Source organism: Symbiopectobacterium purcellii (assembly GCF_052050035.1).
In the GTDB taxonomy this organism is placed as follows: Bacteria; Pseudomonadota; Gammaproteobacteria; order Enterobacterales; family Enterobacteriaceae; genus Symbiopectobacterium; species Symbiopectobacterium purcellii_A.
The window spans coordinates 5,017,720-5,039,360 of sequence record NZ_CP189882.1; the positions used below are offsets into that span (position 1 = coordinate 5,017,720).

The 21,641-nt window shown below is 42.9% G+C and carries 29 protein-coding genes, 2 tRNA genes and 6 pseudogenes; 23 read left to right on the plus strand and 14 right to left on the minus strand.

Annotation, left to right across the window (positions count from 1 at the left end; all coding sequences use genetic code 11):
• The first annotated feature begins 88 nt into the window (after positions 1 to 88).
• The 3 genes from ACQGXV_RS33980 to ACQGXV_RS33990 all read left to right on the plus strand — a co-directional run bounded on the left by ACQGXV_RS33980 (position 89) and on the right by ACQGXV_RS33990 (position 2,770).
• The gene (locus ACQGXV_RS33980; protein WP_440864464.1) at positions 89 to 682 is read left to right on the plus strand and encodes a BRO-N domain-containing protein; all 594 of its coding nucleotides are present in this window, start codon (positions 89 to 91) and stop codon (positions 680 to 682) included.
• A gap of 722 nt (positions 683 to 1,404) precedes the next feature.
• The gene (locus ACQGXV_RS33985) at positions 1,405 to 1,641 is read left to right on the plus strand and encodes a hypothetical protein (protein WP_440864465.1); all 237 of its coding nucleotides are present in this window, start codon (positions 1,405 to 1,407) and stop codon (positions 1,639 to 1,641) included.
• Positions 1,625 to 2,770, plus strand: coding sequence for a hypothetical protein (locus ACQGXV_RS33990; RefSeq protein WP_440864466.1), 1,146 nt, complete (start codon positions 1,625 to 1,627; stop codon positions 2,768 to 2,770). The genes ACQGXV_RS33985 and ACQGXV_RS33990 overlap by 17 nt, the downstream gene beginning before the upstream one ends.
• Positions 2,771 to 2,886: 116 nt before the next feature.
• Here ACQGXV_RS33990 and ACQGXV_RS33995 read toward each other — a convergent pair.
• Positions 2,887 to 3,054, minus strand: a pseudogene (locus tag ACQGXV_RS33995) (IS5/IS1182 family transposase); the annotation flags it as partial.
• 280 nt (positions 3,055 to 3,334) lie between these two features.
• On the opposite strand from ACQGXV_RS33995, the gene ACQGXV_RS34000 reads away from it, so the two are divergent.
• Positions 3,335 to 3,823, plus strand: a complete 489-nt coding sequence (locus ACQGXV_RS34000; RefSeq protein WP_440864467.1) for a Rha family transcriptional regulator — start codon at positions 3,335 to 3,337, stop codon at positions 3,821 to 3,823.
• Positions 3,807 to 3,956 (plus strand): hypothetical protein, encoded by a 150-nt coding sequence (locus ACQGXV_RS34005; protein ID WP_440864468.1) that lies wholly within the window; start codon positions 3,807 to 3,809, stop codon positions 3,954 to 3,956. Before ACQGXV_RS34000 ends, ACQGXV_RS34005 begins: the two co-directional genes overlap by 17 nt.
• Positions 3,957 to 4,042: 86 nt before the next feature.
• Here ACQGXV_RS34005 and ACQGXV_RS34010 read toward each other — a convergent pair whose 3' ends face one another.
• The 3 genes from ACQGXV_RS34010 to ACQGXV_RS34020 form a co-directional block, all read right to left on the minus strand.
• Positions 4,043 to 5,017, minus strand: coding sequence for an IS30 family transposase (locus ACQGXV_RS34010; protein ID WP_440864469.1), 975 nt, complete (start codon positions 5,015 to 5,017; stop codon positions 4,043 to 4,045).
• A gap of 457 nt (positions 5,018 to 5,474) precedes the next feature.
• Positions 5,475 to 6,008 carry an IS630 family transposase gene (locus ACQGXV_RS34015; RefSeq protein ID WP_440862665.1) on the minus strand — a complete coding sequence of 178 codons (534 nt, stop codon included), beginning with the start codon at positions 6,006 to 6,008 and terminating at the stop codon, positions 5,475 to 5,477.
• Positions 5,932 to 6,297 (minus strand): IS630 transposase-related protein, encoded by a 366-nt coding sequence (locus ACQGXV_RS34020; protein WP_440862584.1) that lies wholly within the window; start codon positions 6,295 to 6,297, stop codon positions 5,932 to 5,934. The genes ACQGXV_RS34015 and ACQGXV_RS34020 overlap by 77 nt, the downstream gene beginning before the upstream one ends.
• 36 nt (positions 6,298 to 6,333) lie before the next feature.
• On the opposite strand from ACQGXV_RS34020, the gene ACQGXV_RS34025 reads away from it, so the two are divergent.
• The 8 genes and pseudogenes from ACQGXV_RS34025 to ACQGXV_RS34060 all read left to right on the plus strand — a co-directional run bounded on the left by ACQGXV_RS34025 (position 6,334) and on the right by ACQGXV_RS34060 (position 9,711).
• Positions 6,334 to 7,101, plus strand: a complete 768-nt coding sequence (locus ACQGXV_RS34025) for an antA/AntB antirepressor family protein (protein ID WP_440863028.1) — start codon at positions 6,334 to 6,336, stop codon at positions 7,099 to 7,101.
• Positions 7,102 to 7,276: 175 nt separating this feature from the next.
• Positions 7,277 to 7,486, plus strand: coding sequence for a ParE family toxin-like protein (locus tag ACQGXV_RS34030; RefSeq protein WP_440864470.1), 210 nt, complete (start codon positions 7,277 to 7,279; stop codon positions 7,484 to 7,486).
• A 14-nt stretch (positions 7,487 to 7,500) separates the two neighbouring features.
• Positions 7,501 to 7,662 carry a protease FtsH-inhibitory lysogeny factor CIII gene (locus tag ACQGXV_RS34035; RefSeq protein WP_440864471.1) on the plus strand — a complete coding sequence of 54 codons (162 nt, stop codon included), beginning with the start codon at positions 7,501 to 7,503 and terminating at the stop codon, positions 7,660 to 7,662.
• A 290-nt stretch (positions 7,663 to 7,952) separates the two neighbouring features.
• Positions 7,953 to 8,138 carry an excisionase gene (locus ACQGXV_RS34040; RefSeq protein ID WP_440867792.1) on the plus strand — a complete coding sequence of 62 codons (186 nt, stop codon included), beginning with the start codon at positions 7,953 to 7,955 and terminating at the stop codon, positions 8,136 to 8,138.
• Positions 8,116 to 8,256: pseudogene (locus ACQGXV_RS34045) on the plus strand (phage integrase Arm DNA-binding domain-containing protein); the annotation flags it as partial. The gene ACQGXV_RS34040 and the pseudogene ACQGXV_RS34045, both read left to right, overlap by 23 nt.
• Positions 8,257 to 8,391: 135 nt before the next feature.
• The gene (locus tag ACQGXV_RS34050; protein WP_440864472.1) at positions 8,392 to 8,856 is read left to right on the plus strand and encodes a phage integrase central domain-containing protein; all 465 of its coding nucleotides are present in this window, start codon (positions 8,392 to 8,394) and stop codon (positions 8,854 to 8,856) included.
• A gap of 32 nt (positions 8,857 to 8,888) precedes the next feature.
• The gene (locus tag ACQGXV_RS34055) at positions 8,889 to 9,254 is read left to right on the plus strand and encodes an IS630 transposase-related protein (RefSeq protein ID WP_440862584.1); all 366 of its coding nucleotides are present in this window, start codon (positions 8,889 to 8,891) and stop codon (positions 9,252 to 9,254) included.
• Entirely contained in the window at positions 9,178 to 9,711 is a 534-nt protein-coding gene (locus ACQGXV_RS34060; protein WP_440862665.1) for an IS630 family transposase, read from the plus strand. Before ACQGXV_RS34055 ends, ACQGXV_RS34060 begins: the two co-directional genes overlap by 77 nt.
• Positions 9,712 to 9,717: 6 nt before the next feature.
• On the opposite strand, the gene ACQGXV_RS34065 is transcribed toward ACQGXV_RS34060, so the two are convergent.
• Positions 9,718 to 9,870, minus strand: coding sequence for a hypothetical protein (locus ACQGXV_RS34065; RefSeq protein ID WP_440864473.1), 153 nt, complete (start codon positions 9,868 to 9,870; stop codon positions 9,718 to 9,720).
• Positions 9,871 to 9,954: 84 nt separating this feature from the next.
• On the opposite strand from ACQGXV_RS34065, the gene ACQGXV_RS34070 reads away from it, so the two are divergent.
• The 4 genes and pseudogenes from ACQGXV_RS34070 to ACQGXV_RS34085 all read left to right on the plus strand — a co-directional run bounded on the left by ACQGXV_RS34070 (position 9,955) and on the right by ACQGXV_RS34085 (position 11,864).
• Complete coding sequence (locus tag ACQGXV_RS34070) at positions 9,955 to 10,263, plus strand: hypothetical protein (RefSeq protein WP_440864474.1); 309 nt, start codon at positions 9,955 to 9,957, stop codon at positions 10,261 to 10,263.
• A gap of 55 nt (positions 10,264 to 10,318) precedes the next feature.
• Entirely contained in the window at positions 10,319 to 10,441 is a 123-nt protein-coding gene (locus ACQGXV_RS34075; protein WP_440864475.1) for a hypothetical protein, read from the plus strand.
• A gap of 150 nt (positions 10,442 to 10,591) precedes the next feature.
• Positions 10,592 to 11,077 (plus strand): annotated as a pseudogene (bet, locus tag ACQGXV_RS34080) (phage recombination protein Bet); the annotation flags it as partial.
• 163 nt (positions 11,078 to 11,240) lie between these two features.
• Positions 11,241 to 11,864, plus strand: a complete 624-nt coding sequence (locus ACQGXV_RS34085) for a lambda exonuclease family protein (RefSeq protein WP_440864476.1) — start codon at positions 11,241 to 11,243, stop codon at positions 11,862 to 11,864.
• Positions 11,865 to 11,923: 59 nt separating this feature from the next.
• Here ACQGXV_RS34085 and ACQGXV_RS34090 read toward each other — a convergent pair.
• From ACQGXV_RS34090 to ACQGXV_RS34100, 3 genes are all read right to left on the minus strand, one after another.
• A tRNA-Lys gene (locus ACQGXV_RS34090) sits at positions 11,924 to 11,999 on the minus strand.
• Positions 12,000 to 12,014: 15 nt separating this feature from the next.
• Complete coding sequence (locus ACQGXV_RS34095) at positions 12,015 to 12,455, minus strand: hypothetical protein (RefSeq protein WP_440864477.1); 441 nt, start codon at positions 12,453 to 12,455, stop codon at positions 12,015 to 12,017.
• Between the two features lie 538 nt (positions 12,456 to 12,993).
• Positions 12,994 to 13,764 (minus strand): hypothetical protein, encoded by a 771-nt coding sequence (locus ACQGXV_RS34100; RefSeq protein WP_440864478.1) that lies wholly within the window; start codon positions 13,762 to 13,764, stop codon positions 12,994 to 12,996.
• A gap of 82 nt (positions 13,765 to 13,846) precedes the next feature.
• Between ACQGXV_RS34100 and ACQGXV_RS34105 the strand changes: the two are divergent.
• Positions 13,847 to 14,014: pseudogene (locus ACQGXV_RS34105) on the plus strand (IS5/IS1182 family transposase); the annotation flags it as partial.
• A 201-nt stretch (positions 14,015 to 14,215) separates the two neighbouring features.
• Positions 14,216 to 14,362, plus strand: a pseudogene (locus tag ACQGXV_RS34110) (transposase); the annotation flags it as partial.
• Between the two features lie 414 nt (positions 14,363 to 14,776).
• On the opposite strand, the pseudogene ACQGXV_RS34115 reads toward ACQGXV_RS34110, so the two are convergent.
• Positions 14,777 to 14,908, minus strand: a pseudogene (locus ACQGXV_RS34115) (IS5/IS1182 family transposase); the annotation flags it as partial.
• Between the two features lie 280 nt (positions 14,909 to 15,188).
• Between ACQGXV_RS34115 and ACQGXV_RS34120 the strand changes: the two are divergent.
• A complete protein-coding gene (locus tag ACQGXV_RS34120; RefSeq protein ID WP_440864480.1) occupies positions 15,189 to 15,638 on the plus strand; it encodes a Rha family transcriptional regulator in 450 nt (149 codons plus the stop codon).
• Here ACQGXV_RS34120 and ACQGXV_RS34125 read toward each other — a convergent pair.
• The 3 genes from ACQGXV_RS34125 to ACQGXV_RS34135 all read right to left on the minus strand — a co-directional run bounded on the left by ACQGXV_RS34125 (position 15,592) and on the right by ACQGXV_RS34135 (position 16,759).
• The gene (locus ACQGXV_RS34125; RefSeq protein WP_440867793.1) at positions 15,592 to 16,272 is read right to left on the minus strand and encodes an IS630 family transposase; all 681 of its coding nucleotides are present in this window, start codon (positions 16,270 to 16,272) and stop codon (positions 15,592 to 15,594) included. The two genes, ACQGXV_RS34120 and ACQGXV_RS34125, sit on opposite strands and share 47 nt — an antisense overlap.
• Positions 16,196 to 16,468, minus strand: a complete 273-nt coding sequence (locus ACQGXV_RS34130) for an IS630 transposase-related protein (protein WP_440867192.1) — start codon at positions 16,466 to 16,468, stop codon at positions 16,196 to 16,198. The genes ACQGXV_RS34125 and ACQGXV_RS34130 overlap by 77 nt, the downstream gene beginning before the upstream one ends.
• Before the next feature lie 132 nt (positions 16,469 to 16,600).
• Complete coding sequence (locus ACQGXV_RS34135; RefSeq protein WP_440863586.1) at positions 16,601 to 16,759, minus strand: helix-turn-helix domain-containing protein; 159 nt, start codon at positions 16,757 to 16,759, stop codon at positions 16,601 to 16,603.
• Positions 16,760 to 16,893: 134 nt separating this feature from the next.
• Here ACQGXV_RS34135 and ACQGXV_RS34140 point away from each other — a divergent pair, with 134 nt between their 5' ends.
• Positions 16,894 to 17,511 (plus strand): lambda exonuclease family protein, encoded by a 618-nt coding sequence (locus tag ACQGXV_RS34140; protein WP_440867794.1) that lies wholly within the window; start codon positions 16,894 to 16,896, stop codon positions 17,509 to 17,511.
• A gap of 59 nt (positions 17,512 to 17,570) precedes the next feature.
• Here the strand turns inward: ACQGXV_RS34140 and ACQGXV_RS34145 are convergent.
• Positions 17,571 to 17,646: transfer RNA gene (locus ACQGXV_RS34145), tRNA-Lys, on the minus strand.
• 9 nt (positions 17,647 to 17,655) lie between these two features.
• Positions 17,656 to 18,024, minus strand: a complete 369-nt coding sequence (locus tag ACQGXV_RS34150) for a DUF1640 domain-containing protein (RefSeq protein WP_440864481.1) — start codon at positions 18,022 to 18,024, stop codon at positions 17,656 to 17,658.
• Positions 18,025 to 18,234: 210 nt separating this feature from the next.
• Here ACQGXV_RS34150 and ACQGXV_RS34155 point away from each other — a divergent pair, with 210 nt between their 5' ends.
• Together ACQGXV_RS34155 and ACQGXV_RS34160 are read left to right on the plus strand one after the other, a co-directional pair.
• Positions 18,235 to 18,738, plus strand: a complete 504-nt coding sequence (locus tag ACQGXV_RS34155) for a BRO-N domain-containing protein (protein ID WP_440864482.1) — start codon at positions 18,235 to 18,237, stop codon at positions 18,736 to 18,738.
• Between the two features lie 974 nt (positions 18,739 to 19,712).
• Positions 19,713 to 21,608 carry a hypothetical protein gene (locus ACQGXV_RS34160; RefSeq protein ID WP_440864483.1) on the plus strand — a complete coding sequence of 632 codons (1,896 nt, stop codon included), beginning with the start codon at positions 19,713 to 19,715 and terminating at the stop codon, positions 21,606 to 21,608.
• The last annotated feature ends 33 nt before the right edge of the window (positions 21,609 to 21,641 follow it).

Below are 21,641 nucleotides of genomic sequence, written 5' to 3' on the forward strand. Positions count from 1 at the left end.
CAAGTGTAAGCGATCTGACCGCCAATCTGCAAAATTTTACCCGTTAGCCCTCTAATAACAACATCCGTTTAATTATGGGGAAATTGTTATGACCAAAATCACCAAAACACAACTCATGATTTTTAAGTCTGCTGATTCAGATATCGAGCTACAGGGAACGCTCTACCAAGGCAATCCTGTGTTCTTCGCCGTCGAACTGGCGAAAGCACTTGGCTACACAAACCCCTCTAAAGCGCTAACCGACCACTGTAAGCATCTGATAAAACTTGATTATAACGAATCGTTAGAATTGAATTTAGGTGTTTATCCCAAAGGTATAGCACTTGCGCCAGAGTCTGACCTCTACAGCCTGATATTGAAAAGCAAGCTCCCCTCTGCCGAACGTGTGCAGGATTGGGTATGCGAAGAGGTGTTACCGGCATTACGTCAGCAGGGCAGCTATAGCATGAAGACCGCCCACCGTGACGAAGGTAGCGGCTTACCTGAATACCGTAAGGCCCTAGCTATGCCAATCCAGATGGAGATAGCCGAAAAGACCTTCCAGTGGGCTACAGGGCTTTCCGACGCGGCACGCCAAGCCGTTATCGCCGGACTGATCAACCCGATCGCCGGGCACGAAGTGATTCCAGTACCTGTGCTTGAGGAAAAACACTACACCGCAACGGCTTTTTTGAATAAATAGATATTATGCTGCGAACCTACACAGACGTCGGACGCCCCTAATGTAAAATCAGTAGGTTAAAGTCAGAATTGGAAGGAGTACGCAAAGGTGAAAAACATCTTTGACCAAAACAGGTATGTCAAAACAGCATGATTCCCTATTATTCAACAAAGGCACATCCAGAGCGTGGTGAAACATCCCGGAGCGATAAGCATTTTAATCCAAAATAGGCGTACCATAACAGCATTATTCCCTATTATTCAATAATAACATATTCGAAGCATAATATCCTATTATTTAACAAATAGGGCAGCTAGATATTCTAATAATAATGTCTTTTTATTCAAAAAAAATCAAAACAGGCGCGTCATAACAGTATTATTCCCTATTATTCAACAAAGCCATTAACATCATGCCAATATGTCATAATGTAACAGTAAAAATAATTAGAAACAGTATTGATTTGAATGTTCAGAAAAACATACCAAACTTACTGAACAACGAAACATATCTGGAGAGGAAAAAGAAGAATGATAGGCTTTGTTGGATAAATAGATATTATGCTGCGCAGCCATAACAGCATTATTGCCTATTATTAAACAAAGCAAGAATGATAGTGAAATTTTTATTATACAGTCTACATGCATTTAAATAGGCTATTTTTTCAATGTGTATTAGAGGTAGGTAATAATTTCATCAACTGTTACAAAAATCATCCAAATATATAGATAGAGGTGTTGGCCATGACTATTAATAGTGAAAGAAATGAAATAAGTAACGATATTTCCATTCCAATAAAAGACCCATTATTTGCTACTGGTGCAATAATACAGTGTTTTTTAAAACTTATCCCAGAAGTAGGTGCAATGTTGGCAACAGTTTTTTCTCTTTTCTGGCCTAAACAATCTGAAGATGTGTGGAGTAAAATAAAAGAACAGGTTAAGTATTTGATAGATGAAGAAATTGATAAAAAAAACTGATGAAAGACTTAGTCTTGAATTACAGGAGTTGTCTGTCAAATTAGGCCAATTTGCAGAATATTTAAAAAATAAAGAATATGAGCCCGCCAGAGAATTTTATTATGGGCTTGTTACTTATTTTAGTGGGATAGAGGAAAATTTTAAAATAAAAGGAGATAATTTTGAATACGCTTTCATAGAATACTTCGTGGCCATTATCCATCTTAAAATATCATTTTATGCAGAAGCAATATATAGTAAAGATTTGCTTGGTTTAACAAAGGATGACGTAATTGTTGCTAGAACGTCTTTTTCTGAATTCGTAATAAATGCAATTGAATACTTAAGTCATGTTCCTGCTTCAGTAAAGGCATATGCTGACAAAAAATATTATAATAACGTTTTTGAGCATTCAAAATTCAGCTTCTATTACAATAAACACATTGCTGCCATTAACGGTTTGTGGGTCAAAGACATTGATTCATATATTAATGGTGATATTGGGGCTGAGTTTGAAACTCTAGCTATAGCCGTTGGCAGTTTTTACAACCAACCACCTAATAGGGTACTTAGCACTATGAGTATTGACTTAATAACGACTGCTGCGAAACTTCCTGACAGTAATGTTCCTTATATAGCAGCCGATGGTAGTTTGGTTTGTCCTGTGTATGTTAAAGGAAAAGCTTGGTATGTTGACGGTGATATATCTTCTCTTGGTATTTCATATGATAAATCGAGAGAACCGAGAACTACTGGACTACAGTACACAAAACTATTTGATGGTCGGCCTATTATAACATATTTAATGGGGATGTTGCCAAATAATCCTGCCTACCCAGATTATAATGTAAATATTGAAATCAAGAACTTATCAAAAATAATAGAGTTCACTATTTTTTATGATAGTTTTGTTTCTGGGTTGAAATTTAATGACATTAACAATGAATCCTTAAGTTGTGGTCGGAGTAGTGATAGGTATACCTATAGCACTAATATAGCGCCGTTTTCTGTATATGCTATTTTTGTTCCTCCAGACATAAGCTGCTATGAGGCAAGTTCTGGGCATCAAATGGGCGGTATAGCAATTCAAGCCAAATACGACAATACTATCGCAAAGAAATATGTTGAAAGTATACAGGCCATACAATAACCCTGAGCGTAACCACGCCGTGGCGAATCAACATCTAAGCGGCAGCAATGACGTGTGGAAGGGCTTGTTGAATAAATCAGAATTAGCCGACAGGATGGCTCCCTATGCTACACCTGTTATCCGATCCTGACGCTGTGTGGCATACCCAACAACGTCATACGGTTCAGCGCTTTGACCATCGCCATTGCTTCACCTACCTGAGCCTCATAGTCACGCAGGCTCAGGTGGCCACCCAACAGAGTTTTGATGCGGAACATCGCTGTTTCTGCCACTGAACGGCGGTTATTGACGCAAGGACAACCCATGCGCTATAGTCAATCTGCATCTGCAAATTCAGGTGCCGGGATTGATACCCCGTAGGGATTGTCGCGACAGAATGACACGCCGCGAGCGTGTTTTTTTATGTCGTACATCTAGCTGCATCTCAATGGTGAGCTGGATAGGGCTACCGAAAGGTAGGCCGGATGACAATCCCGGTAGTATCAACCCTGTTCAGTTCACCACCAATATAGAGATTGATACCTCTAGGTGGTGATTAAATTCAGATTGTCACCGGAGGTCATTATGACACTTCACTCATCCCTTGCTGCACCAAAAGTTAGCGTTCACAACGGTAAGGCTGTTACGACATCCAAGGATGTTGCAGATTACTTTGGCAAACGTCACGACAACGTGCTGCGCGCTATCGACTCTCTTGATTGTTCTGCTAATTTTCATGCCCTCAATTTTGAGGAGATGTTCTCAAGCATCGAAATTGGTAATGGCGCAACCCGCGATTCCAAAATCTTCACCATGACCAAAGACGGCTTCGTCTTCCTCGTCATGGGCTTCACGGGCAAGAAAGCAGCAGCGTTCAAGGAAGCTTACATCGCGGAGTTTAACCGCATGGAAGAGCGGCTTCATGGAGCAGTTGCCGTCAGTGGTGTAACCAGCGAAATCTTACTTACCCTTCAAGATATAGCCAACCGACTTAAAAATGATTACATCCTATGCCCTGATATGCGGCAAAGAAGCATAGCTGGCTGTTATCAAAATAATGTCGCTTGGCTATAATAAAATCATCAGCTCCCGGCCCATCGCTGACAACGAGTATGTTGCCAGTCTCGATACATTGTTCGAGATTGCGCGCCGAGCTGACTATCTCGTCATACACAAAGACGATCTGATTAAAAAGCTCGCTAGCTAATCACCAATCCCGCCCCGGTATCGCGCCGGGGTTTTTGTGCCCTATTTGCCCCATTCCCAGTCGAAACGCAACAAAACGGTAGGGCATTATGCCGCCTGTAAGTGCGTTAAAAATACCTCATTTGGAGAACGATAACCCAGCGATTTTCTGCCTCGCGTATTGAGCAGGTGTTCGAGTGCTGCAACCTTGCGATGGGTGACATAATTGAAGTCCGTTCCCTTCGGGTAAAAACGCCGTATCAGCCCGTTGGTATGCTCATTCAACCCGCGTTCCCAGGAATGATATGGCCGGGCAAAGTAGACCGGTGCCCCCGTGACTTTTGTAATTTCCCCGTGCTGGGAAAATTCAGAACCGTTGTCAGCAGTCAGGGTTTTAAACTCGCAGAAGGTATTGGCAACGATGTCCCTGAAGGCCGCTACCACTGTCTCTGCTCGCTTGTTGGGCAGTTTGCGAATGATGACCAGCTTGACGGCTTTATCGACCACCGTCAGCAGGAATGATTTCTGATCTTTGCCAAAGATGGTGTCAATCTCGAAATGCCCGGGTTCCTGCTTGAGGTCAGCAACGGCCGGCCGCTGCTCAATGCCAACACGGTTGGGAATAGGACCGCGTTTGTTCTCATCGGTCTGATAGTTATACCGTTTACCCCGATGAGGGAGCTGCTGATACAGCTCACCGCCGGCCCGGCGCTCCTGCTGGATATAGCGATAGAGCGAGTTCTTGCTGACGGACAGGCCAAATTCCAGGACCAGGCGCCTACTGATGACCTCAGGTGAGGTGTGGGTAGACAGCGCCGTTCTGATAAAGTCCTGAATGTGCGGTTCAAGCTGGTTAATCACGCTGTCCGGCCGAGTTTTCTGCCGCCGCCCTCTGGCCAACGTTTCGGCCCTTCTGCAGGAATAGACCCCGTTGAAAGCGGCGTCGGTATTGCGTCTGAGTTCCCTGCTGATGGTAGAACGAGGAAGCTCAAGTTCCCGGGCGATGGTGGCCTGGTTAACCCCATCACCACGCCGCTTTTCGATGTAGAACCGTTCTTTGTGAGTCAGATGTTTTCCCTGCATGCAACGGGATCTCCAGTAGGGCCAGAACGGTGATTTTATCCGACTCTGGCCAGTGGGTCACTTTGTTGCATTTCGACTGGGAATGGGGCTATTCCCAGCATTTCGAACTACCTCAAATTCCTGGGTAGTTGCCCAATCGATTTAGGTACCACCAATTTCATCGTAACTCACTGATTATAGAGTGCAGGATCTGAACGCCTCCCGATATGGGCACCACCTGCACATTTTCCCCACTCCTGCATATTTTATCTACTCCTGCGCATTTTCGTTACTCCTGCATATTTACCATGGTAGATTCTGAGTACTAGGCTCGTAATTCCCTGCTATGCCTGCCGCCCGGCCCCGCGCCGGTTTTTTTTCACCACTAATCATCAATCCCGCCCCGGTATCGTGCCGGGGTTTCATTAATCACATTGACTTGTGAGGACCTTACTATAGCCAAGCGACTTAATTTTGATTACACCATATGGACTGAGAACAAACTCTCTGTATCGCAACCCATCTCTCTTTTTTTGCTTTTTGCTTGTGCCCATTTATGCTCAATTGGGTTAAGATCTGGCGAATATGTAGGCAAATACTCCACCATATACCCTGCATCGATGATGACTTGTTGAATATTATGTTTTTTGTGAAAAGTGGCATTGTCCATCATGATTACACTGTTTTTAGGGAGTACTGGGATAAGGACTTGTGTGACCCAGGCATAGAAAACATCGCTGTTAATATTGATATCAAATAATCCGATAGCAAACAGCGTTGTGCCTAATAAAGCGCCGATAACATTTGTTCTTCCCCTAGCTCCCCAGTTCTTCAGGCCAAAACACCGTTGACCTTTTGGGGAATAGCCGTGAGTCCGTGGTGCATCGTGTGAAAAACCACTTTCATCAATAAAAACAATAGGTTTACCTTCTTTTTCATACTGTTGTTTTTTTTGTTGAAATCCCTGCCGGGCGTTTTCGTCGGCTTTCGGATGACGTAGAGTTTTTTTTATAGGTCAATCCCAGCTTTTTAAGCGCTTGCCAAATGGCCTTCTGACAAACGCCAAAACGCTCTGCACGTTCTTTTTGGTAAGCATCTGGATATTGTTCAACATCTTTTATCAACTCGGATTTATCGATCTTTCGCTGACGCGTGGTCGATGCTTTTGACTCTATTTGATTAATCCAACGCGATACAGAGGCAGGGCCAATCCGAAATTGCTTCGCTGTTTCTCGGATACTCAACCCTTCGTTTTTCCGTGTAGATATCACTTTACGTCTAAAATCAATTGAATAGCTCATTTAAATAATGTAATCAAAATTAAGTCGTTTAGCTATATGTCTAAAGAACATCAACTGATTGCCATCGAAACCAATAGCATCAATGGAGAAACCATCCAGACGGTCAATGCCCGTGACCTGCACGAGTTCCTGAAGATCGGCAAAGACTTCTCCAACTGGATTAAAGACCGCATCAAGCAGTACGAATTTGTCGAAAATCAGGACTACGTAATTGTTGATAATTTGAGCTCGCCAAAATCGGCGAGTGCAAAATCTCGCCAACGCCCAATGAAAGATTACTACATCAGCATCGACATGGCGAAAGAGCTTTCGATGGTTGAGCGCAACGAGAAAGGCAAGGAGGCACGTCAGTACTTTATCCAGTGTGAGAAGCGCATCAAGTCCCTGCCTGCCGATCCCGTTCAGATGCTCAATGACCCAGCGGCCATGCGTGGCATCCTGCTTACCTACACCGAAAAGGTTATCGCACTCGAAAGCAAAGTTGAGGAGATGGCCCCAGACGTGAAAGCCCTGCACCGCATCGCCAAATCTGACGGCGGCATGTGCATCACCAACGCCGCCAAGGAGTTACAGGTACGCCCCAAAGATCTGTTCGCTTTCCTCCGTGAGCGTGGCTGGATTTATCGCCGTATCGGCATCAAGAACTGGATAGCCTACCAGAGCAAAATCCAGTCAGGCTACCTCGAGCATAAAATATCACTTATCCCCTGTGACGACGGCACCGACAAAATCCGCGAGCAGGTGCTGGTGACACCGAAGGGACTGGCGAAGCTGTCTCAAGCGTTCTGCCTCGAACCGGCGTAATTAAATGTCCTTTCACCGCCCCGGTAATACACCGGGGTGACATTTTCTTCATCGTTTTTACTAACGAGGACTTTACGCATGCAAAATTTAACCATTGCACAAACATTAACCATGTCCAGCCGCGAGATTGCGGAGCTGACAGAAAAGCGCCATCCAGATGTAAGAGGGGCCACAAATGAAACCTAAAATACCTAACAGGATAAGAGAGCGGGAGAAGTTATTTAAGCGCTTATACCGTGAAGGACTTATCCATGCAAGACGCATACGACGAACCGGTTATTTATCAATACGGCTCTCCCTCTACTGGCGCATGTTATCCAAAGGTAATGGCCTGAGTTGGAAGACCATGAGCCACGCCAAGTACGACACCCAAATAACACTATAAAAACAGGAGCACCCATGAATTATGCATTCGCGGGTCATGCTGCCCTCATGGGGAGCTATCACCCGCAAGAAACGCACCTGGATAAATGGGTTAAGTGGCTGAGAAACGGATACCGAAAGCTTATCGATATCATCGAGCAGCAAGGCAACCCGCTACGACCTGCCCCAGCACCTTAATCAAGACTGTTACAGCCTGCAATCACCTTCACCTGCACACCCTGTGTGCCACGTTTCCCCCATTTCTACGATTTTTAAATCCTACCGCTAGCTCACCGCCATGACAAATATAGCCAACCGACTTAAAAATGATTACATCCTATGCCCTGATATGCGGCAAAGAAGCATAGCTGGCTGTTATCAAAATAATGTCGCTTGGCTATAGCGCAGCGGCTTAATTTTAGCAGAGGTCAATGATGGCATACATCACCTTATCCGAGTGGAATCGGCGGCAACCCCGTCCGCGTTGTATGGAAACCGTTAGGCGATTGGTCAGGAGCGGAATGATTTTTCCCGCACCGATACGAGATGGGCGCGAGTATCTGGTTGAGGAAAATGCCTGCAAGCTCACCCAGAATAAAAACCTTAGCTCATCAAGTTACCTTCATCCCACCCTGTTATCGAGGATAAGACATGGCACGCCGGAGAAGCCATAAGAACCGCGACTTGCCGCCAAACCTGCAACCGCGCAATGGCGGCTATTTTTGCTACCGTGACCCGCGCACCGGGAAAGAATACGGCCTGGGCCGCCATCGACAGGAGTCCATTACACAAGGCTTTGTTGAATAATTTAACCGTTTGATTTACATCTTCTTTAGTTAGAATGCATTTACAGAGAATGTATTTTGTTAGAACGACAAATCAAATAGTTAGCACAATAAAAAGCATTCCGAGAGGAAAAATTAGTCGTTGAAATTTTATAATGCTTATATAAATCAGTATCTTAAATTATTCAACAAAGCCATTACACAAGCCATAGCCGCCAATATGGCAATTTATGGCTCATCAAAACCATCACCGCTCGTTGACCGCATCAACGGCACACAGGTGACTACAGTGAGTGAATGGACTGAGCGTTATCTGACGATACTCGAAGGACGGAAACTCAAGCCGAAAACGATGAGCGAGTACAATAAATACCTGAAAGCCGTTAACGCCAATTTAGGTGAATTTGCTATTCAGAAAGTAGAAACCAAAGACATTGCTTCGCTCCTTAATCAGTGGGTAAACGCAGGAAAAGTGACAATGGCGAACCGAATCAGAGCATTGCTACTTGACTTGTTTCGTGAGGCCATTGCCGAGGGGCTACTCAAAAGCAATCCAGCCGGAGTTACGCGTAATCAGCGGGTGGACATTCAGAGGGAACGTATATAGCTAAACGACTTAATTTTGATTACATTATTTAAATGAGCTATTCAATTGATTTTAGACGTAAAGTGATATCTACACGGAAAAACGAAGGGTTGAGTATCCGAGAAACAGCGAAGCAATTTCGGATTGGCCCTGCCTCTGTATCGCGTTGGATTAATCAAATAGAGTCAAAAGCATCGACCACGCGTCAGCGAAAGATCGATAAATCCGAGTTGATAAAAGATGTTGAACAATATCCAGATGCTTACCAAAAAGAACGTGCAGAGCGTTTTGGCGTTTGTCAGAAGGCCATTTGGCAAGCGCTTAAAAAGCTGGGATTGACCTATAAAAAAAACTCTACGTCATCCGAAAGCCGACGAAAACGCCCGGCAGGGATTTCAACAAAAAAAACAACAGTATGAAAAAGAAGGTAAACCTATTGTTTTTATTGATGAAAGTGGTTTTTCACACGATGCCCCACGGACTCACGGCTATTCCCCAAAAGGTCAACGGTGTTTTGGCCTGAAGAACTGGGGAGCTAGGGGAAGAACAAATGTTATCGGCGCTTTATTAGGCACAACGCTGTTTGCTATCGGATTATTTGATATCAATATTAACAGCGATGTTTTCTATGCCTGGGTCACACAAGTCCTTATCCCAGTACTCCCTAAAAACAGTGTAATCATGATGGACAATGCCACTTTTCACAAAAAACATAATATTCAACAAGTCATCATCGATGCAGGGTATATGGTGGAGTATTTGCCTACATATTCGCCAGATCTTAACCCAATTGAGCATAAATGGGCACAAGCAAAAAGCAAAAAAAGAGAGATGGGTTGCGATACAGAGAGTTTGTTCTCAGTCCATATGGTGTAATCAAAATTAAGTCGCTTGGCTATAGTGCTTTGATCCGGCGATCCCCTGAAAGTTCGATTTATTCAACAAAGCCATTTCAGCTATGAAATTATTGCGGAGGGCGAAAACGGCTTTGTTGAATAATTTAACCGTTTGATTTACATCTTCTTTAGTTAGCATGCATTTACAGAGAATGTATTTTGTTAGAACGACAAATCAAATAGTTAGCACAATAAAAAGCATTCCGAGAGGAAAAATTAGTCGTTGAAATTTTATAATGCTTATATAAATCAGTATCTTAAATTATTCAACAAAGCCGGCGAAAACATGCTTAGCCTAACCAAGTTATCAGCAATTCGAAAAATCATGGAAGAAATGCCGGATGAGGTAATTGAGGACTGTTACGCAGAGGCTGAGCAATTGGCGGAGAAGTCTATCGAAAGGTTTCGAGATCCGCTCAGAAAGCACTGGCCTGATGCTTACACAGAGCAAGCCTGTGAGTACATGGAAGACAGCGACGTTGATTATCAGGAAGCCGAGAGTCAGCGGGTATTTCCATATTCCACCGGGTGAAAGTTGAGCGGGCGTTTTGGATTTATGACAGGCAGAACAGCGCGGAGGATGCAGCATGAGCACGGCATTAGCAACCATGGCTGGAAAACTGGCTGAACGCCTCGGCATGGCACCAGGCACCGAATTAATGAGCACGCTCAAGAATACCGCGGCTTTGTTGAATAATTTAACCGTTTGATTTACATCTTCTTTAGTTAGAATGCATTTACAGAGAATGTATTTTGTTAGAACGACAAATCAAATAGTTAGCACAATAAAAAGCATTCCGAGAGGAAAAATTAGTCGTTGAAATTTTATAATGCTTATATAAATCAGTATCTTAAATTATTCAACAAAGCCGAATACCGCGTTCAAGGGGGGGAGCGTCACGGACGAACAATTTACCGCCCTGCTTATTGTTTCCAACCAGTACGGACTCAACCCGTGGACAAAAGAAATTTATGCCTTTCCTGACAAGGGCGGTATTGTTCCGGTTGTGGGTGTCGATGGATGGGCGCGGATCATTAACGAACATCCGCAATTCGACGGCATGGAATTCGAGTATGACAAAAACGAAGGCGCTTGCACCTGCAAGATTTACCGCAAAGATCGCAAACACCCTACTGTAGTCACCGAATACATGGGCGAATGTAAGCGCAATACCCAGCCGTGGCAATCACACCCCACCCGTATGCTGCGCCACAAGTCACTTATTCAGTGTGCACGCATGGCATTTGGGTTTGCTGGCATTTACGACAGCGACGAAGCAGAGCGGATCATCGAAAGCAGCCCGGCAAGCGTTTTTGTTGGACAACAAACAGACGAGCGCCGCCCTGCACTCATTGCCCGGTGCGAAGAGGCAGCACAACTAAGCATGGAAGTCTTCGCTGAAACATGGAAAAATCTGACCCACGAAGAACGCCAGATTATCGGCAATGCAGAAAAAGAGCGTATCAAGGAAAGCATTCCCGTCGATGCAGAATATAGCGAGGTAAATCATGCAACAGCGCAGTGATGAATGGTTTGCAGCCCGGTGCGGAAACGTCACCGCCAGCCGCCTGTCTGACGTAATGGCAAAAACCAAATCGGGCTATTCCGCCGGCCGCCAGAGCTACATGGCAGAGCTTATCGGTCAGCGCCTAACCGGAAAGGTGGAAGAAAATTACTCAAACGCTGCCATGCAGCGCGGCACTGAACTTGAACCGGTAGCTCGGGAGATGTACCTGCTTAATCAGTTCGACGCAGAAGTCACAGAGGTTGGATTTATTCTACACCCTGAAATAGTTGGTTTTGGCGCATCACCTGACGGCCTTGTAGGTAATGATGGACTGATCGAAATAAAATGCCCAAACACATGGACGCATTTAGAGACCATTAAGACAGGCAAACCAAAACAGCAGTACATCCTACAGATGCACGCCCAAATGATGTGTACGGGCCGAAAATGGTGTGATTTTGTCAGCTATGACGACAGGCTACCGCCAGACCTTGCCTATTACCAGTTGAGAATTCATCAGGACGATAAACTGGTTACTGAAATACAGGAGGCGTTAAGGCAGTTTCTGGCTGAGCTTGAAAATGAACTTGAGGCTATCAGGAAATTATCCAGGGTAGCCGCATGAGTGCATGCACGTCGTCGTGCGGCCGTGCAATCAGGTTCAGCCTGACGCAAGGGGTAGCATGGTGGGTTGTGCAGGATTTGAACCTGCGACCGATGGATTAAGAGTCCACTGCTCTACCAACTGAGCTAACAACCCGTAGTGCATAATTAATTAGAGGGCAGTGACGAGAAAAGCTTTCACAACCAGAGAGAGAATACCCAAAATTCCAGCACTCAGCATCCAGCGAATTAACTTCTGCTCAGAGCGGATACCGGCCATCTCAAGCTGCAAGTCTTTGCGGACTAAAGATATCTGCGCTTCAGTTTTCTCGAAGCGAGCCTGCATCTGAGCTTCGTTCTTCTCGAAGCGAGCGTCAATGTCCTTACGGACATCGGCTATCTGCGCATCGGTCTTCTCGAAACGAGCATCAACCTTATCGAATCTGGCGTCAATTTCCTTACGCACGTCCTCAAGGTCACGCTTGGTAGCCACATCCGCCACCTCATGAGATTTACGAACGACGAGCGAAATCGCCTTGGCTTGCTCACTGGTAAGCCCGGCGGTTTGAAGCTCTTCTGACGCCTGCAATGTATCAAATGCGACTTGGCCCATAGCGGATCCTCCTGTGTTAAGCCAAGTGTAATCGATCTGACCGCCAATCTGCAAAATTTTACCCGTTAGCCCTCTGATAACCATATACGTTTCATCATGGAGAAATCGTTATGTCTAAATTAGTTGTCATTGAAAGTGCGACGATGCGTTGGGCTTTGTTGAATAATTTAAGATACTGATTTATATAAGCATTATAAAATTTCAACGACTAATTTTTCCTCTCGGAATGCTTTTTATTGTGCTAACTATTTGATTTGTCGTTCTAACAAAATACATTCTCTGTAAATGCATTCTAACTAAAGAAGATGTAAATCAAACGGTTAAATTATTCAACAAAGCCGATGCGTTGCTGAGAGGCTTTGTTGGATAATAGGGAATAATCCTGTTATGACAGGCGTATTTTGGATTACAATGCTGATCTCTCCGGGATGCATCACCACGCTCTGGATGTAATATACTGATTTTACGTCAAAGTAACCGGCAGCTTTCATGGCTCCTCAGCATAATATCTATTTATTCAACAAAGCCTCATCAAACTCTAATTTTTACTGTAGATTGCTCTTGGGATTGTGAAATTTTTGGTTGAAATTGATATTGCTTTTATTTCAACTTTTTGGCCTGGTCTATGAATACTTTCTAAAGAGGAATAAGAATTATGTACGCCTTTTGATGAAGTAAGAATATTGAATTCTTCACTCATGGCATCTTTTATTAGATGGTTGCGACTTGATGCTACAGATACAGGTTTCCCTTGACCATAAGAAATTACTGTTCGATTTATTTCATTTGCCAATTCTGTCGCAAGAGAATCTTCTGATAAAGAACCACTATAACAGCAGACAAGATGGATATTGTTTTTACCTGTATTTCCGCTGACTGATAAATCTATATTATGATTTTCTTTTAAGTGTGAAACAAATTCCTTTGCAGTAAGATATAGGTTTCCACTCCTCATTGGTTGGTTATTGGTATCCATATTATTAAAATAACTCCCTTTGTTATACACAAAAAAAACTTTTTGTGTCTCTGGGTCTCTATAGCCATGAATTAAAAGTCCAGGTTCTCCCGTGTTACGAAAATTACTAACAAATCCCGTCTGATCTATTTTCCCTGTTAACGTATGGAGATTACTGCTAAATACTTTGCTTTTTTGATATCCGTTTGAGTTGAATTTTATTTTTTCTTTTATTAGTGAATTTTTCACTGCATTGAAAAATAGACAAAACCGATTCCGATTTTTATTTTCCTGTACATCCTGTGCTGATAATCTCTGCGTAAAAGTGTTTTGTATTTTATTGACAATTTTCATTTCTTATCTCTCATTTTCCGTAAACGTGGTCAGTACACTAATAAGAATTGATATGCTTTAATATCAAATTTCGACCATGCTTATTCTGGACGGCATTGGTGTTCAGCGCAGGAACGGCAGCATGAAGCGTCGTGGTTATGTGGTGCTGGCTGACAAAGCGTAGTCAGGTCATGCACTGCGTAACGAGCTTAAAATAAAAGTAATAAAAGCAGTTATCCCGCGAAAATCCAATGAAAAACTGGCGCTGGACTGACGTTCACAACGGCTTTGTTGAATAATTTAACCGTTTGATTTACATCTTCTTTAGTTAGAATGCATTTACAGAGAATGTATTTTGTTAGAACGACAAATCAAATAGTTAGCACAATAAAAAGCATTCCGAGAGGAAAAATTAGTCGTTGAAATTTTATAATGCTTATATAAATCAGTATCTTAAATTATTCAACAAAGCCGTTCACAACTCGATCGTGATACCCATCGTAATCGCAATATTGTGGAGCGGTGCTTTGGTCGCCTGAAAGAATGCCGTCGCATCGCCACACGTTACGACAAAACAGCGAGGAATTATCTGGCAATGTGGTATAGCCAACCGACTTAAAAATGATTACATCCTATGCCCTGATATGCGGCAAAGAAGCATAGCTGGCTGTTATCAAAATAATGTCGCTTGGCTATAAAACTGGGCTGCATCCGACTCTTTTACAAAAAATTATGCAATTAAGGGGCTTTGTTGAATAAATCAGAGTTAACCGACAGATGATACCCGCTGGCACATCTGTTATGCGAGCCTGACGCTGTGCGGCATACCCAGCAACGTCATCCGGTTTAGCGCTTTGACGGCTTTGTTGAATAATTTAAGATACTGATTTATATAAGCATTATAAAATTCCAACGACTAATTTTTCCTCTCGGAATGCTTTTTATTGTGCTAACTATTTGATTTGTCGTTCTAACAAAATACATTCTCTGTAAATGCATTCTAGCTAAAGAAGATGTAAATCAAACGGTTAAATTATTCAACAAAGCCCGCTTTGACCATCGCCATCGCTTCCCCCACCTGCGCGTCATAGTCCCGCAGGCTCAGATGGCCACCCAGCAGAGTTTTGATGCGGAACATCGCTGTTTCTGCCACTGAACGGCGGTTATTGACGCAAGGACAACACATGCGCTATAGTCAATCTACATCTGCAAATTCAGGTGCCGGGATTGATACCCCGTAGGGATTGTCGCGACAGAATGACACGCCGCGAGCGTGTTTTTTTATGTCGTACATCTAGCCGCATCTCAATGGTGAGCTGGATAGGGCTACCGAAAGGTAGGCCGGATGACAATCCCGGTAGTATCAACCCTGTTCAGTTCACCACCAATATAGAGATTGATACCTCTAGGTGGTGATTAAATTCAGATTGTCACCGGAGGTCATTATGACACTTCACTCATCCCTTGCTGCACCAAAAGTTAGCGTTCACAACGGTAAGGCTGTTACGACATCCAAGGATGTTGCAGATTACTTTGGCAAACGTCACGACAACGTGCTGCGCGCTATCGACTCTCTTGATTGTTCTGCTAATTTTCATGCCCTCAATTTTGAGGAGATGTTCTCAAGCATCGAAATTGGTAATGGCGCAACCCGCGATTCCAAAATCTTCACCATGACCAAAGACGGCTTCTTCTTCCTCGTCATGGGCTTCACGGGCAAGAAAGCAGCAGCGTTCAAGGAAGCTTACATCGCGGAGTTTAACCGCATGGAAGAGCGGCTTCATGGAGCAGTTGCCGTCAGTGGTGTAACCAGCGAAATCTTACTTACCCTTCAAGATAATAAAATCATCAGCTCCCGGCCCATCGCTGACAACGAGTATAGCCAAGCGACTTAATTTTGATTACACCATATGGACTGAGAACAAACTCTCTGTATAGCCAAGCGACATTATTTTGATAACAGCCAGCTATGCTTCTTTGCCGCATATCAGGGCATAGGATGTAATCATTTTTAAGTCGGTTGGCTATATCGCAACCCATCTCTCTTTTTTTGCTTTTTGCTTGTGCCCATTTATGCTCAATTGGGTTAAGATCTGGCGAATATGTAGGCAAATACTCCACCATATACCCTGCATCGATGATGACTTGTTGAATATCATGTTTTTTGTGAAAAGTGGCATTGTCCATCATGATTACACTGTTTTTAGGGAGTACTGGGATAAGGACTTGTGTGACCCAGGCATAGAAAACATCGCTGTTAATATTGATATCAAATAATCCGATAGCAAACAGCGTTGTGCCTAATAAAGCGCCGATAACATTTGTTCTTCCCCTAGCTCCCCAGTTCTTCAGGCCAAAACACCGTTGACCTTTTGGGGAATAGCCGTGAGTCCGTGGGGCATCGTGTGAAAAACCACTTTCATCAATAAAAACAATAGGTTTACCTTCTTTTTCATACTGTTGTTTTTTTTGTTGAAATCCCTGCCGGGCGTTTTCGTCGGCTTTCGGATGACGTAGAGTTTTTTTTATAGGTCAATCCCAGCTTTTTAAGCGCTTGCCAAATGGCCTTCTGACAAACGCCAAAACGCTCTGCACGTTCTTTTTGGTAAGCATCTGGATATTGTTCAACATCTTTTATCAACTCGGATTTATCGATCTTTCGCTGACGCGTGGTCGATGCTTTTGACTCTATTTGAGGCTTTGTTGAATAATTTAACCGTTTGATTTACATCTTCTTTAGTTAGAATGCATTTACAGAGAATGTATTTTGTTAGAACGACAACTCAAATAGTTAGCACAATAAAAAGCATTCCGAGAGGAAAAATTAGTCGTTGAAATTTTATAATGCTTATATAAATCAGTATCTTAAATTATTCAACAAAGCCTCTATTTGATTAATCCAACGCGATACAGAGGCAGGGCCAATCCGAAATTGCTTCGCTGTTTCTCGGATACTCAACCCTTCGTTTTTCCGTGTAGATATCACTTTACGTCTAAAATCAATTGAATAGCTCATTTAAATAATGTAATCAAAATTAAGTCGTTTAGCTATACAACCGGTGATCTTTAGAAAGTAAAAATATCTATCATGTTGGTATATAGCTAAGCGACATTATTTTGATAACAGCCAGCTATGCTTCTTTGCCATATATCAGGGCATCGGCTGTAATCATTTTTAAGTCGGTTGGCTATACCGCCAGCCGCCTGTCTGACGTAATGGCAAAAACCAAATCGGGCTATTCCGCCAGCCGCCAGAACTACATGGCAGAGCTTATCTGCCAGCGCCTGACAGGAAAACCCGAGCCGGGTTACTCAAACGCCGCCATGCAGCGCGGCACTGAACTTGAACCGGTGGCTCGGGAGATGTACCTGCTTAATCAGTTCGACGCAGAAGTCACAGAGGTTGGATTTATTCTACACCCTGAAATAGTTGGTTTTGGAGCATCACCTGACGGCCTTGTAGGTAATGATGGACTGATCGAAATAAAATGCCCAAACACATGGACGCATTTAGAGACCATTAAGACAGGCAAACCAAAACAGCAGTACATCCTACAGATGCACGCCCAAATGATGTGTACGGGCCGAAAATGGTGTGATTTTGTCAGCTATGACGACAGGCTACCGCCAGACCTTGCCTATTACCAGTTGAGAATTCATCAGGACGATAAACTGGTTACTGAAATACAGGAGGCGTTGACGCAGTTCCTGGCTGAACTTGAAAATGAACTTGAAGCTATCAGGAAATTATCCAAGGTGGCAGCATGAGTGCATGCACGTCGTCGGGCGGCTACACAATCAGGTTCAGCCTGACGCAAGGGGTAGCATGGTCGGTTGTGCAGGATTCGAACCTGCGACCGATGGATTAAGAGTCCACTGCTCTACCAACTGAGCTAACAACCCGTAGTGGCATCACATTTTGAGAATGGCAGCAATGATGCTGACGGCGGCGGCCACCATTAGCCCAAGTCGGATGGTCATCTGCATGCCAAGTTTATCAAAACCGGCAGTCATATCCTTACGGACATCGGCTATCTGCGCGTCGGTCTTCTCGAAACGAGCTTGCATCTGAGCTTCGTGCTTCTCGAAACGAGCATCAACCTTATCAAATCTGGCGTCAATTTCCTTGCGCACGTCCTCAAGGTCACGCTTGGTAGCGACATCCGCCAACTCATGAGACTTGCGTACGACGAGCGAAATCGCCTTGGCCTGCTCTCTCGAAATGCCAGCCGTTTCAAGCTCTTCTGACGCCTGCAATGTATCAAATGCAACCTGGCCCATAGGGATCCTCCTGTGTTAAGCCAAGTGTAAGCGATCTGACCGCCAATCTGCAAAATTTTACAAGTGAGTCTGCTAATACCTTTAACCACATCCGTTTCATTATGGAGAAATCGTTATGACCAAAATCACCAAAACACAACTCATGCTTTTTAAGTCTGCTGATTCAGATATCGAGCTACACTACAGGGAACGCTCTACCAAGGGAAGCCCATGTTCTTTGCTGTCGAACTGGCAAAGGCTCTTGGATATAACGACCCACACCAGGCACTCAGCAAGCATTGTAAATCACTGATTAAACTTGATTCCGTCGAAACGACGGAATTGCATTTAGGCTTTTATCCGAAAGGTATCATTCTTGCGCCAGAGTCTGACCTCTACAGCCTGATATTGAAAAGCAAGCTCCCCTCTGCCGAACGTGTGCAGGATTGGGTATGCGAAGAGGTGTTACCGGCATTACGTCAGCAGGGCAGCTATAGCATGAAGACCGTCCACCGTGACGAAGGTAGCGGCTTACCTGAATACCGTAAGGCCCTAGCTATGCAAATCCAGATGGAGATAGCCGAAAAGACCTTCCAGTGGGCTACAGGGCTTTCCGACGCGGCACGCCAAGCCGTTATCGCCGGACTGATCAACCCGATCGCCGGGCACGAAGTGATTCCAGTACCTGTGCTTGAGGAAAAACACTACACCGCAACGGCTTTTTTGAATAAATAGAGATTATGCTGCGAACCTACACAGACGTCGGACGCCCCTAATGTAAAATCAGTAGGTTAAAGTCAGAATTGGAAGGAGCACGCAAAGGTGAAAAACATCTTTGACCAAAACAGGCATGTCAAAACAGCATGATTCCCTATTAGGCTTTGTTGAATAATTTAACCGTTTGATTTACATCTTCTTTAGTTAGAATGCATTTACAGAGAATGTATTTTGTTAGAACGACAAATCAAATAGTTAGCACAATAAAAAGCATTCCAAGAGGAAAAATTAGTCGTTGAAATTTTATAATGATTATATAAATCAGTATCTTAAATTATTCAACAAAGCCTCCCTATTATTCAACAAAGGCACATCCATAGCGTGGTGATACATCCCGGAGCGATAAGCATTTTAATCCAAAATAGGCGTACCATAACAGCATTATTCCCTATTATTCAATAATAACCTATTCGAAGCATAATATCTTATTACTTAACAAATAGGGCAGCTAGATATTCTAATAATAATATCTTTTTATTCAAAAAAAACCAAAACAGGCGCGTCATAACAGTATTATTCCCTATTATTCAACAAAGCCATTAACATCATGTAAATATATCATAATGTAACAGTAAAAATAATTAGAAACACCATTGATTTGAATGTTCAGAAAAACATACCAAACTTACTGAACAACGAAACATATCTGGAGAGGAAAAAGAAGAATGATAGGCTTTGTTGGATAAATAGATATTATGCTGCGCAGCCATAAAGGCTGAGGATTCCCTTGACGAAAAATTAGTATATTACATCAAGAGCGTGGTGATGCATCCCGGATGCGATCAGCATTTTAATCCAAAATAGGCGTGTCATAACAGCATTATTCCCTATTATTCAACAAAGCCTACAGCACAGTGCACTGGGATATAGCTCTACGAGCCATTACGTATTTTTAAACAGTAAACAGATCAACAACTTAAAGGTATTTAATTATGTCAAACAACATGTACCCCTACCCCCATCTTGATACCAGTAAATATATTTATCCAAATGGAAACGGAGACACTATTGATAAGAAATTAAAAGATTTCTCAGACAATCTTTCAAACTTAGATTACAACAGTACAAAATGGAAAGATATACTTTCCAGCTACTCCTCTTCTGGAGTCCAATTAAACCATTTCAGCGTAGCACAGGCTGTGGAAACATTTTTATTATCAGTCATAATGGGCACGATAACTAGCGCAGAACTTGCTATCCCAGGCGGATTCCTTCTCCTCCCCGTTGTGACATTGGTTTCAAACTTTATTTTTAATGATTTATCTACAAATAAAACCAAGAGCCAGTACGCACTATTTGTTGAACAAATGGGGGCTTTAATTGATGATAACAATATGAATATTATTATCACCCATTTTTCGGGGATAGTTAATGTACAAAAGGATTTGTGGACATACATATCTAATTCAGCGGAGCCTTCCACCTATGATGACAATACTATTTTCGAAATTAAATCTAAAACTGACGCATACAATGCAGCAGTTCTTTCTAAATTACCTAGTTTACTAATAAAAGATGTAGATAAAAATGTGTATCCGGGTATACCATTGTACGCAATGGCTTTGTCATTTTACATTGATACTAATCTTGAGTACCTTTCTCACGGAAAGGATTTAAAACTGTCGGATAGTGATATTGAAAAGGAATTTTTAACGTTTATGTCCGATGTACAAGGGTTACAGGAAACTTTAGCAAATGCATACAGCGATAGCTGTCAAAATATCGGCAACACTTGGAAAGCTGTTACACGATTTTCTAATAACTGTTATTTGGGTGGCATATCAAAACTTTTAGTAAGTTTAAAAAACCTTCAAATCTTCGGTTACTCTGAAAAAAAAATAAAGTACAGAAACTCTCATGAAATTTACTCTTCAGATAATTATTACAGTTATGACGAAGCATTAAGTGTATTTACAGCGGATATAGCATCAAGAATATCTCCTGCCAACCAGATTGGTATGGCTCGGTATGATACACCCAATGGTTGTGTTAGTAATACGCCAACAATAGGTTATATTTCAGATAGATACTCTGATGCATATGATCATGAAAAGACTATTGAAAAAGGTTACAAAGCTAATGTTCAATATATTGATACTAGCTTTGAAAAAGCAGATGGTTCTACAGACGGAGTTCAGGTACCCTCCAGCTTTACATCTAATATGGCTTACCTCGATTACGACTATTCGCAGCGCTTCACACATGGCCTACCCTTTTATTACTGGCGGGACATGACCCTTACAAACCTCGCCGGGTTGAATTTCGTAGTTGGCAATACGTTATCACCCACTGAAAAATACACAATGGCCCCTCCTGGATATATTATCACAGGTTTTGGCGCTCAGGATGTCACCAGACAATGTTCTGATTACCCTCATACTGATAAGTATTTTCTAACTAACGGTGGTGCTATATTCAGGCACTGGACATCAATCGAAACTGTCGCCGTAATAGAAGATGTAAATACGGGGATTGAGCTGGATTTTACCTACGGTTTCATGTGTCCAGAAGATAACATTTCTGAATACATATTCACTCCTGACACATTACTCGGAAAAACTGTCATAAGAGCACTCAAAGCAAACACGCTGTATTTTCAGACGGCCAATAATACAGGCTCTTATTTAAATGTAAAATTTGTCTTACTCTGTTGTGCTGATGATTATACTAATCCAGCAGCTCCATTCAAGCTGAAACTAAATGGTAACGATGTCACTTATACTGGAAACAAATTCAAGAGTCAATATATAATCGGGACAGGTAGTCATAAATATGGGCCAGCCTACTACAAGCCCGTCTTCACGCAGGTACTAACACCCTCGCATTGACCCCCACTCTCTATGCTTCAAACAGTATTGTAT